The following is an 11,017-nucleotide window of genomic DNA, read 5'->3' on the forward strand; positions in this document are numbered from 1 at the left end:
AGTACCTTTTTCTTTTTTAAGACAATAATGATTGAATTTTTAAAAACAACGGAGCAAGACAAAGCTTATTTGCTCGACTTAAGATTAAATACCATGGTTGAGCACTTAGAAAATCAGGGGTTATTTTTATCACTTGAACAGCATCAAGCAAGAGTGGCTGAGCACTTTGAGCACAGTCATTTAGTATTAAATGACGGGCAATGTGTAGGCGCAGCCAAGTTCATCGTGAGTGACCAAGCTATCAGTTTGTTACAGCTACAAATTGCACCTAAAGAGCAGGGCAAGGGGTTAGGCACTAAGGTGTTAGATGCACTTAAAGCGCAAACAGCAGAGATTAATTTAACGGTGTTAAAAGCGAATCCAGCGTATGGATTATATCAACGGGCAGGGTTTAAAACTCTAGGCGAAGACGACTATGAGTTTCATATGCAGTGGCAGAAATAAAAAAGGGCGCTGTTAAAAAACTAAGCGCCCAATTTTGACTATTTCTTTTCTTCGTCAGGTAAGGTGACGTTTAGCTCAAGTACGGCTAAGTCATCTTCGTTTTGGTCAAACTGCACCTGAACTGCATCAGTGTTTACATTCACATATTTACGAATAACATCAAGGATGTCTTGTTTTAGCTGTGGTAGGTAATCTGGTGTACCACGCTGTGAACGTTCGTGCGCGACAATGATCTGCAATCGCTCTTTTGCTAATGACGCACTGCTTTTCTTTTCTGAGCGGAAGTAGTCAAGTAAAGACACATTAACCTCCAAAAATCCGTTTAAATAAGCCTTTTTTCTCTACGTCTAAGAAACGAAAATCAACAGTTTCGCCTAATAAACGATTGATTGCATCTGTGTATGCTTGGCCTGCATCCGATTCACCATCAAGGATAACCGGTTGACCAGAGTTTGATGCACTCAGTACAGCTTGTGATTCAGGAATAACGCCCAGTAGTTTAATCGCTAAGATTTCTTGTACGTCTTCTACCGAAAGCATTTCGCCTTTTTCAACACGCTCAGGATTATAGCGAGTTAATAGTAGATGTTCTTTTACGCTTTCAAGGCCTTCTTCAGCACGTTTTGATTTGCTGTGTAAAATGCCAAGAATACGGTCAGAGTCACGTACTGATGATACTTCTGGGTTCGTTGTTACAATCGCTTCATCAGCGAAGTACATTGCCATCATTGCACCAGCTTCGATACCCGCTGGAGAATCACACACAATGTAATCAAAATCTTTTTTCAGCTCGTTTAGTACGCGCTCAACACCGTCACGGGTTAGGGCGTCTTTATCACGGGTTTGTGAGGCAGGTAAAATATGTAGCTTATCAACGCGCTTATCTTTAATAAGTGCTTGATTTAAGTTAGCTTCGCCATTGATTACGTTTACGAAATCATAAACAACACGGCGTTCACAACCCATGATAAGGTCAAGATTACGTAGACCAATATCAAAGTCGATAATAACGGTTTTAAAGCCTTTAAGCGCTAAACCTGTGCCAATCGCAGCACTCGATGTGGTTTTACCAACACCACCTTTACCAGAAGTAACGACAATCACTTTTGCCATGAGATTTATCCTTTAACCAAAGCTGAAATTTCTAATGAATCATTTTTTTGTTGGATTTGTACTGCGCTGCCCCAGTGTTCACCCTGTAGAGAGTCGCTGATCCAATAACTACCATTAATCGAAACAAGTTCTGCTTCTAATTTTTGGCAAAATATATTTGCTTCGTTGTAACCTTTAGCCCCTGCAATTGCACGGCCACGAAGAGTGCCATAAATGTGCACGTTGCCATCGCTAATCACTTCGGCGCCATGACTTACAGCACCAATTACGATCAGGTCGCGGTCTTTTGCATACACTTGCTGGCCCGAACGTACAGTGCCATGAATAACTTGCGCAGGCAGGTGAACGGTTTTTTCAACGATAGATGTATTTGTTTGTTGTTTAGCGGTTGCACCCTTAACGTCTTGTGAATAATTTAACACCGACAGGCCCGCAGCTTTTGCGCTTTCGTTTTGCTCTTGAGAGCCATTACAAACCCCAACAGGGTTTAACGAAAGGCCGCTTAACATTGATTTTAAGAAAGAGAAATCAAGCGCTTCATCTTGTACGTCGCTTAAGTTGATTACGATAGGCGCACCGGCAAAAAACTTAGGTGCTTGGGCGATTTTCTCATCTAACTGCTTACTTAAAAGGGCTGTATCTGCTGAAAATAAATGTAAAACAGATAACGTAAAAAGGTTCCCTTTTAATTCAAAAATTTGTTCCGACATACACGCTCAATTGAATTGTCTGGATTAGCATTATTTAAGTATAAACACAGGCTGAACAAGGCATATACAGTAAAAATCTAATCTATTTTTTCTAACTTATTATATCACTCATGTTATAGTGTGCGCCTTCGTTAAGCAAGATATTATAGGGCCATAATGCTAACTGCGGTGTATAAAAGTATTAAAAAAGCGGATACATACCTTTTTGTAGAAAAAAGAGATGATTTCTCACGCGTACCTGAACCTTTACTAGAAACGTTTGGTCAACCTAAGTACGTGATGATGATTAATCTAGCAAGCCGTGAAAAGTTAGGTGTGGCAGACTTAGACGCGGTTAAGCAAGCGTTAATTGACCAAGGGTTCTACTTGCAATTACCTCCGCCGGAAGAAAATCTGTTAACCCAATTTAAAAAAGACAAGGGAGTTGAGAGTGATTAAAAAACTTGCCGTCATTTTACTCAGTGCTTCACTAAGTACTTCAGTATTGGCAGAACAAAAGACACAAGCTGATTTTGACGTTTACGTTGCAGCATTAAAAAAAGAAGCACTTGAAAAAGGCTATGATGAAGCCCTAGTTGATCAAGCACTTGCAACAGCTAAATTCAAAAAGAAAGTTATTTCAGCAGATAAAAATCAGCCAGAAGTAAAAGAAACCCTCGAAACTTATTTACCAAAACGTGTGCCGCAATGGAAAATTGACCGCGCGCGTAAGTTATACAAAGAAAACCAAGACGTTCTTGAAAAAGTAGCCAAAGAATACGGCGTACAAGCGCGTTTTATTGTTGCACTTTGGGGCCTTGAAAGTAACTTTGGTAAAATCCAAGGTGGTCACAGTGTCATTGCATCATTAGTTACGCTTGCTTTTGATGGTCGCCGCGAAACCATGTACAAAAACCAACTTTGGGCAGCACTTGATATCTTAAAAGAGGGTCACATTACCCTTGATAAGTTCAAAGGCTCATGGGCTGGTGCAATGGGGCAAACGCAGTTTATGCCAACCTCATTTAACGCTTACGCTGTAGATTACAACGGTGATGGCCGCAAAGACATTTGGACCACAGAAGAAGATGCCTTTGCGTCAATTGCTAATTACTTAAAGCAAGCAGGTTGGAACGATGATTTAACCTGGGGTCGCCAAGTTAAATTACCTGAAGGCTTTGATAACTCAAATATTCTTAAGCGTGGCACTAGAACACGCAGCCAATGGTTAGAGTATTGGAAAGAGTCAGAGCGCAGCCTTGCTGATTGGCAAGCAATCGGTGTTCGTAAAATGGATGGCAGTGACTTACCTAACGTTGATGTTACAGCCGCAATGGTAATGCCAGATGACGTAAACGGTCGTATGTACCTAGCCTACGATAACTACAAAGCACTTATGCACTGGAATCGCTCGTATTACTTTGCAACCAGTGTTGGTTACTTATCAGATCGCATCGGTTACCCAGCGATTAAGTGATTAGATACTAGAGCCTAGGTAACTAGGTGCTAGGCACTAGGGGATTTGCAGAAAGCGCGAGTTTATCTCGCGCTTTTTTATTACTACTGCAAAAGATCTCTAAGTGAATTACTCACAAAGAGTTCAAGTGGCGCTGCGCTCAAGAGGAAAAATACAAAATTATTAAAATATACTTGCTAACTTTACTCTTGTAACTTTCCTCTCGATACAATTTTTAAACCTTAACTTTGAGTGCTTGTTGCAGTGCATCAACGTCTTTACAGCCAAGGTATATGTTTTTTCCGTCAGTTAAAGTTATTTTAATGGCTTGTCCAACTGATGCATTGTATAACCAGCCATCATTTAGCATACGAATGCCAATTCCTTGATACCACTTTGTTTTGTAAGCTGAGGTCTGTGCAATCTGAAATAATTCAACATCTTTGCTAATAATCCCAAACCCAAAATACCAACGAAGCTTTTGTTCATCGATTACTATTGTTAGTGAAAAGAACAGCAAAGTAACAAGCAGGTTTATCGATAATATAATTATTTTAAGGCCAGCCAGTTCAGGCGAGAAAATTATAAAGGCACTAATTACTAATAAAATAATAATTAACGAGTAATTTATTTCTGTCTGTTTATACATAGCCTAAGATCCATTTAAGTCAGAACGTAAATAAACGTTTAGTCATTAGTATAGCAAAGGCAAGTTTAGTTATGATTACCCGTTCAAAACGCGCTAAAGCACGACCTACAAGAGAGCGCGCGAAACAAGTTTCACGCCTACGATAGAAAACATTAGGCTCTAGGGTTTAGGCTCTGGGACGCGATATAAAATCGCTGCTACATGTTCGGCGTTGAAACGCCTCCTACAAACTTTACTCTTGTAACTTGCTAACTTTCCCCTTGTAACTCGCTAACTTATTCCCCTTTCCCCGGCTTTTTCAAAATCTTATCTTTAAAATCAAGTGCTTTGCCAATGCCAGAACCCAGTTTCATTAGGCTTTGAAGTTGTTCAGGGCTTAAGCGTTGTAGCTCTGCAGACCATTTAGTTACGGTTTCGAGTAGGTCGTGAATTTCTTGCATTTGCTGCTGAGCAAAGCGTTCATCATCATTGTGGGCTTCTTCTAAAATGTTATCGCGAAGCAGGCTAAGGGTTGGGTCTATTTCGCGTTTTTTACGCTCTTCGAATACGCGGTTGGCCATATCCCAAATGCTTCCAGCAGGGCCGTAGTATTCTTTACGATCACCCGGAATATGGTGCACTTTAATTAAGCGCCAAGACTGTAGCTCTTTAATGCCCATACTTACGTTTCCGCGCGAGATACTTAAAGTATCGGCAATTTCATTGGCGGTCATTGGCTCTTTAGTAATGGTTAATAGTCCACACATTTGACCAATGGTGCGGTTAAAGCCCCAACGGCTACCCATTTCACCGCAGTGCATAACAAAAGCTAAGTTTTTTTCAGATAGGCTCATAATTTTTAGTATTCAAAAATTTCAGAAATTAAATGCTAGCACGCTCGGGGTATAACTAAAAGAAATAGCCACTATGCAATCTGCTACTACTAAAGTGTAGATACGCCATATTTTAAATTTAAGTTATTGAATTTAAATAATAGTTTAATTAAATGCCGCAGTGGTTAGCTATTTGATGTGGATCAATAATAGTGACAGTTAATAAGTTTATCGTATAGGCTGAAATCCAATAATACCATGGAGGAAGGTTATGAAAGCTGCAGTAAATAAAGAGTACAAAGGTAAATTAACTATCGAAGATATCCCATGCCCAGAGGTGGGAATTAACGATGTGCTAGTTAAAATTGCCGCATGTGGCGTGTGTCACACAGATTTACATGCTTGTCATGGAGATTGGCCAGTAAAACCTAAAATGCCATTAGTGCCGGGCCATGAAGGGGTAGGTACTATCGAAAAAGTAGGCGCAAACATTAAACACTTATCAGTAGGAGACCGTGTCGGTGTTCCTTGGTTATATAGTGCATGTGGTCATTGCGAGTTTTGTTTAGAAGGCAAAGAAACCTTATGCCTTGAGCAGCACAACACTGGGTATTCAGTTGATGGAGGTTATGCGGAATACTGTGTAGCTCATGGCGATTACGTGGTTAAAATTCCTGAAGGATTAGGTTTTTCTGAAGCCGCACCACTATTCTGTGCGGGGGTTACAACTTATAAAGCGCTTAAAGTCACCGATGCCAAAGCAGGTGATTGGGTGGCAATTGTTGGTGTTGGCGGCCTAGGCCATTTAGCAGTGCAGTACGCAAAAGCAATGGGCTTTAATGTAATTGCCGTTGATACCGGCGAGAGCAAATTGGCACTGGCCAAAGAGCTTGGCGCAGACATCACCATAGACTTTATGAAGCAAGTGCCTTCAGAAACCATTTTTGAACAAGTAGGCGGCGCACATGGTGTTGTGTGTACTGCTGTTTCAAAACCCGGTTTTGAGCAAGCCTATAAAAGCGTGCGCCGTGGCGGTAAATGCGTGCTTGTAGGTTTACCACCCGAAGATATGCCGTTGCCAATTTTCGATACCGTATTAAATGGGCTATCTGTTGTAGGCTCTATCGTTGGTACGCGTAAAGACTTACAAGAATGCCTAGACTTTGCAGCAAAAGGTAAAGTTAAAGCCATTATTGAAGAAAAACGCCTCGAAGATATCAACGATATATTTGACGACATGTTAAAAGGCGATATCACAGGCCGAATTGTGATGACGCTTTAAGCTGAGTCAGTTAACGCTGTCAGGTTTGTTGAGTGATTCAATCGAAGCTGGCAGTTGTTATATTTGTAAAAGTAGGGAAATGTAACTCGTTATTGCCCCAAAACGAGTTAATTTAAATGCTCTTAGGGCGGCTTTGATCGAACAGCGGTCATTCAAATTAGCTTTTCTATTTCGTCAAAGTATATTGCTTGCATAGTCAGGAAAGCGACCCAATCACTCGTTTTTGTCCTGAGACAAAAGCTAGAACTGCTGCATTTTAGTAGTAATGGCAATTAGTTAAGAATTTTGCTACAAATGAATCATTCAGAAAAACGAGCTACGCTGTGGTATAAAAACGCGCGATTAGCTCGCTATAAACATGTTATATTTTCAGAGGTAGTCCGTTGGAAACTGAATTAAGCATTGAGGAAAGTGTTACTGAATCTAAATCAAGAAAAGAGCTCATTCCTCTATGGATTAAAATATTTGGGTGGCTTTTCTTGGTACTTGGCGTTGTTGCTCCAATTTTATATGTGGCTTCTGCTATTTTCGACTTTGAAGCAACATATGAAATGTTTGGGTTAAGTTACACTGGTAGCGCTTATGCAGCTATGCCTATGCTCATATCATTTATAATTTTAGTTAATGGTTTATGCGCGTATGGGCTTTTATTTCAAAAAGATTGGGGGTTAATGTCTTGTTTGGTTATGGGTTACATCGGCTTGCTTATAACTCTAGTAAGTATGTTTATTTACCTGCCAGATTTAACTATCCGTTTAGAACCATTGCTACAAATACCGTATTTAGTAAAGTTGCATAAAATGAAACCTCAGTGGTAATGAAAATATAACAAAGCAATAATGAATGGGACGCAAAAAGCTTGGCTGCGCTCATTCTTCGCTTAGTATAGCCAAGCTTTTGTGCGCCCCATATTGCGGCGTTAGTTTTCTCAGTGTTAATCCATTGATCGGAGTTTGAATTAAGTTATGGAAAATAAAGAACAAAGTCGATTAATCAAATTTTCCCATTGGTTAGCTCAGACTCGATTCGCCCAATTTGCCTTTTCTTCAGAGTTTCGAATTAGAGCATCTGTTTTAATCTTTATTCTTTTTACTCACTTGATTTATTGGGCTACAGCTTGGTACTCACCTTGGCCTTATATAGTATTTATGCTTTTTGGCTTTTGGTTTTCTCAAGGTGTTTATAAGCCTTGGGCTTTGATAATTAAGCAATCTTCTCAGCCTGTTTATGATTCTGCGATACTAAAAATTACTGTTCCTTTTATTATTCTCAACTATATAGCGTTATTTGCCTGTCTTTATATGTTTGGGAGTGTCGTTGACGCGAGTGGAAATGAAATTCAAGGCACTTGGAAACATTTTTACTTTAGTACCGTAACACTCACAACACTAGGTTACGGTAATATAGTTCCTAACGATATTGTTGCAGAGGTTATTGCAACTATTCAATCTATTATAGGTTTTATGGGGTTTGCAGTTTTCGCAGGTATAGTTGCTTCAATCGCTTTAAAAAGAGTAGAGTTGCAAGACAAAAACTAACAAGAACATTAAACGGAAAATTTACAGTTGGCTGTTTTTCGTTCCTCAAACATTAAACAATAAACATTATAGCCAACTATAAATATCTGCTTATGTAAGCGTCATAAACTCGAGTTAACCAAATGAGAATTAATGGATTAAGATTAAAGAATGGTGAACAAGTAAGTATTGGTAAGTTTACTATTCTCATTGGGCCAAATAATGTTGGAAAATCACAAACGCTCAAGGATATTCACAACAAATTTATAAAACAGGATGGTATGGCAACGACTATCCTAGAGTCATTGGAGTTCGATGAGACACCCCGTCTTGATTATTTCTTAACTGGTTTAGATGTGAAGCCCCATCAACATCACGTTGGAATGGAAGAAGCAAGTGGGATTACATCGAAACTCAATCAAAGTGAAAATTTAGCTTTCCAAAGAGATCACCTTGAACATGAGTACACTCATAATGGTGTCAGTGCATTGTTTGGAAACCTTGCTAAATTCAGGGTGTCATATTTAGATGCTGAGTCTAGGCTTAATATTGCAAAAACGTCTCCATCTGCAAACTTACATAAAGTTTCTCCGCAAAACTTGCTTCAAGCACTTTATGGTGCTGGCGGTGATGTAGAAAAACAATTAAGAAAAGCTTTTAATTATGTATTTGGAAAAGATATTAAACTGGATTATAGCGGGCTAACAGAGCTAGTATTTAGAGTATCTGACAAGTTTGAAGGTGTACCAGAAGATCCAAAGGTGGCTGCCAATTATTTTGAGCAGCACGCCATTTTAGACGATCAAGGTGATGGCTTTAGGAGCTTTGTAGGCGTTGTTTTAGGTTTGTTACTTTCCCATGACCGTATAGTGCTACTAGATGAGCCTGAAGCTTTTCTGCATCCGGCACAATCTAGACAGCTTGGATATTGGATGGCTAAGCATATAGGGAGGGTGCCAGGTCAAGTTATAATATCGACACATAATTCAAATTTTATCGCTGGGATACTAGCGGCAAATCACCCCGTAGATATATATAGATTAAATAGGCACGGAAATAATACGACTTTCAATCGGATTCCTCCTGAATCCACGGAGCTATTGGCGAAGTCACCAATACTTTCGAGCCAGCGAGTGTTAGATTCTCTGTTTCATAAAGGAGTTGTAGTTTGTGAGGCAGATTCAGACCGAATTCTTTACAGCACTGTTGCGAATGTCGACTTATCTACTCAAGAAGTGCTTTTTATTCATGCACACAACAAACAGACAGTGCACATAGTTTTGGGGTTGTTGACTAAGGCAAATGTTCCTTGCTGCGGAATTGTTGATATCGATGTGCTGAACGGGAAAGACGATTTAAATAAAATTCTATCGTCGCTAGGACAAGTGCAGGTCAATTCTAATCAACAAAATACCATGAAAGATTTGGTATCTGAGATTGAGTCTGGTAGTGATTTAATTGCATTAAAATCCATTAAACTTTCTATTGAAGAGTTTCTGGGTCAGCTCAATGATAATGAGCATACATTCTCCGGAGCTAGAGGGGCAATAAATAGAATAAGAAAAGATGCCAGTAAATGGTCAACAGTCAAGACGTGTGGGGTCAACGTATTAGATGGCTCTCTCAGAGCTAGGGTTGATAAATTGCTTGTAGAATTATCGAACTGTGGGGTTTTTGTAGTTCCAGTTGGAGAACTGGAAGGTTGGATTGATCTTGGTGATGTTAAGAAGAATAAATGGATAGTGCCAGCGTTAGAATACTTGGCTAAAAATGGTTCACCTGAACCACTAAAAGAATTCATTAAGGACGTCGTTGATTACCTGAATGGTTTATAATAAGGCGTTGCTGACGAACAACTTTTTCGCTGCGCTCCAAATTTGCCGTAGAGCGCGGCGTTACTGATGACAGTAGTTGGCACACAACTGCCCATCGTCTTAACACGTTTATCTCCAAAAACAAGCCATCACTCAAACTAGCTCTCACTAAACAAAAAAGCGCGCCTTAACTTAACTAAGCCGCGCTTTTTGCTCTTTATTCACAATTTAAGTGTTTAGCTAAATGTTAATTTAGCATTACGCTCTTCACCTGACATACCGCCTAAGACCATTACTTAACTAGAAAAAATATTATTAAGATCCTCGTCAATAAAGACACCAGTCAAATTATTAGCTTCTACAGCAGATTTAAACTCATCTGTACAATATAAACGAGAACCACCGGTAAACTTGCTTTTAAAGACAGGCTTATTTTTTACATCGTCATTAATAAAAGCAATTTTAATATAATCTTGCGGGTAACCATCTAAATATTCACGCTCACATTTAGCTTCATCTTCTTGTCCAAATGTACGCAAGTTAAAAATTACAATTGGTTCACCATCAGCCTTTGTTTCAATGAACTCCCCTAAAGGAGTTAACAAGTTTTTTAAAACTGCATAAGCATTCATTCGAAGAGCAATAAATCCATCCATGATGCTGATATCATGGTTATCTTCTAAGTACTCAGGTAAAAAAGATAGCTCATACCCTTCAGGCCAATACTCCAATAAAGAGTCATTATTTACATGTATATCTAGAAGGAACATGCAAGCATCTTGATCGGATGGCAACTTAGGTTGTATTTTATCTGCGAATGAAAGAATATCCCACTCAACCATGTCGTAAGAATTAGTTATAGGCTTTAATGAAAACAGCTTCATGATTTGCTATCCCACTTAATATTTTTGGGTAACATAACGTTGGCTAGCATTATATGATTTTTAATTTTTATTTTCAGTTCGGTAAGACTCTAAACGTTTGCGTTCTTTTTGTAAGTGTTCGTAATCTCTTTGAAGCTTTTCTTTAGACGTAGCAGATTTTCGGCGTTTATCGTCATAGTGTTTTTTGGCTAGTAATTCATAATTATAAATAGCCATTTCTAAAGGGGTTGGGTTACTTGGTCGATCTGGCATAGGGTATTGCTGTAGTGGGTTCATCCTTAAATCCTTAAATTATCCATTTATGAGCGTGTAAAATAGCAAATAGAATTTTGCGGTGCAATTTTAAACGTGGCATAT

14 protein-coding genes are annotated in these 11,017 nt (G+C 39.1%); 7 read left to right on the plus strand and 7 right to left on the minus strand.

Features of this window, described 5'->3' with window-relative positions; translation table 11 throughout:
• Nucleotides 1-27: 27 nt before the first annotated feature.
• Nucleotides 28-444 carry a GNAT family N-acetyltransferase gene (locus NFU46_RS11220; protein WP_251601869.1) on the plus strand — a complete coding sequence of 139 codons (417 nt, stop codon included), beginning with the start codon at nt 28-30 and terminating at the stop codon, nt 442-444.
• Between the two features lie 38 nt (nt 445-482).
• Here NFU46_RS11220 and minE read toward each other — a convergent pair whose 3' ends face one another.
• The 3 genes from minE to minC are packed head-to-tail and all read right to left on the minus strand — an operon-like array spanning nt 483 to nt 2,267.
• A complete protein-coding gene (gene minE / locus NFU46_RS11225) occupies nt 483-746 on the minus strand; it encodes a cell division topological specificity factor MinE (RefSeq protein ID WP_054552047.1) in 264 nt (87 codons plus the stop codon).
• A 1-nt stretch (nt 747) separates the two neighbouring features.
• Entirely contained in the window at nt 748-1,557 is an 810-nt protein-coding gene (gene minD, locus NFU46_RS11230) for a septum site-determining protein MinD (RefSeq protein WP_054552048.1), read from the minus strand.
• Nucleotides 1,558-1,562: 5 nt separating this feature from the next.
• Complete coding sequence (gene minC / locus NFU46_RS11235) at nt 1,563-2,267, minus strand: septum site-determining protein MinC (RefSeq protein WP_054552049.1); 705 nt, start codon at nt 2,265-2,267, stop codon at nt 1,563-1,565.
• A 156-nt stretch (nt 2,268-2,423) separates the two neighbouring features.
• Here minC and NFU46_RS11240 point away from each other — a divergent pair, with 156 nt between their 5' ends.
• Nucleotides 2,424-2,705 (plus strand): YcgL domain-containing protein, encoded by a 282-nt coding sequence (locus NFU46_RS11240; protein WP_054552050.1) that lies wholly within the window; start codon nt 2,424-2,426, stop codon nt 2,703-2,705.
• Nucleotides 2,698-3,723, plus strand: a complete 1,026-nt coding sequence (locus NFU46_RS11245) for a lytic transglycosylase domain-containing protein (RefSeq protein ID WP_251601871.1) — start codon at nt 2,698-2,700, stop codon at nt 3,721-3,723. Before NFU46_RS11240 ends, NFU46_RS11245 begins: the two co-directional genes overlap by 8 nt.
• Before the next feature lie 214 nt (nt 3,724-3,937).
• On the opposite strand, the gene NFU46_RS11250 is transcribed toward NFU46_RS11245, so the two are convergent.
• Both NFU46_RS11250 and NFU46_RS11255 read right to left on the minus strand, forming a co-directional pair.
• Entirely contained in the window at nt 3,938-4,351 is a 414-nt protein-coding gene (locus tag NFU46_RS11250; protein ID WP_251601873.1) for a hypothetical protein, read from the minus strand.
• A gap of 275 nt (nt 4,352-4,626) precedes the next feature.
• Complete coding sequence (locus NFU46_RS11255) at nt 4,627-5,184, minus strand: GbsR/MarR family transcriptional regulator (protein WP_251601874.1); 558 nt, start codon at nt 5,182-5,184, stop codon at nt 4,627-4,629.
• A 250-nt stretch (nt 5,185-5,434) separates the two neighbouring features.
• On the opposite strand from NFU46_RS11255, the gene adhP reads away from it, so the two are divergent.
• The 4 genes from adhP to NFU46_RS11275 all read left to right on the plus strand — a co-directional run bounded on the left by adhP (nt 5,435) and on the right by NFU46_RS11275 (nt 9,797).
• Nucleotides 5,435-6,445, plus strand: a complete 1,011-nt coding sequence (gene adhP / locus NFU46_RS11260) for an alcohol dehydrogenase AdhP (RefSeq protein ID WP_251601876.1) — start codon at nt 5,435-5,437, stop codon at nt 6,443-6,445.
• 383 nt (nt 6,446-6,828) lie between these two features.
• Nucleotides 6,829-7,263 carry a hypothetical protein gene (locus tag NFU46_RS11265; RefSeq protein ID WP_251601877.1) on the plus strand — a complete coding sequence of 145 codons (435 nt, stop codon included), beginning with the start codon at nt 6,829-6,831 and terminating at the stop codon, nt 7,261-7,263.
• Nucleotides 7,264-7,410: 147 nt separating this feature from the next.
• On the plus strand, nt 7,411-7,983 hold the full coding sequence (locus NFU46_RS11270) for an ion channel (protein WP_251601879.1): 573 nt from the start codon (nt 7,411-7,413) through the stop codon (nt 7,981-7,983).
• A gap of 122 nt (nt 7,984-8,105) precedes the next feature.
• Nucleotides 8,106-9,797 (plus strand): ATP-dependent endonuclease, encoded by a 1,692-nt coding sequence (locus tag NFU46_RS11275; protein WP_251601881.1) that lies wholly within the window; start codon nt 8,106-8,108, stop codon nt 9,795-9,797.
• 275 nt (nt 9,798-10,072) lie between these two features.
• Here NFU46_RS11275 and NFU46_RS11280 read toward each other — a convergent pair whose 3' ends face one another.
• Both NFU46_RS11280 and NFU46_RS11285 read right to left on the minus strand, forming a co-directional pair.
• On the minus strand, nt 10,073-10,660 hold the full coding sequence (locus tag NFU46_RS11280) for a hypothetical protein (RefSeq protein ID WP_251601883.1): 588 nt from the start codon (nt 10,658-10,660) through the stop codon (nt 10,073-10,075).
• Between the two features lie 60 nt (nt 10,661-10,720).
• A complete protein-coding gene (locus NFU46_RS11285; protein WP_251601885.1) occupies nt 10,721-10,936 on the minus strand; it encodes a hypothetical protein in 216 nt (71 codons plus the stop codon).
• Nucleotides 10,937-11,017 lie beyond the last annotated feature (81 nt).

Source organism: Pseudoalteromonas sp. NCCP-2140 (genome assembly GCF_023708065.1).
Lineage (GTDB): Bacteria > Pseudomonadota > Gammaproteobacteria > Enterobacterales > Alteromonadaceae > Pseudoalteromonas.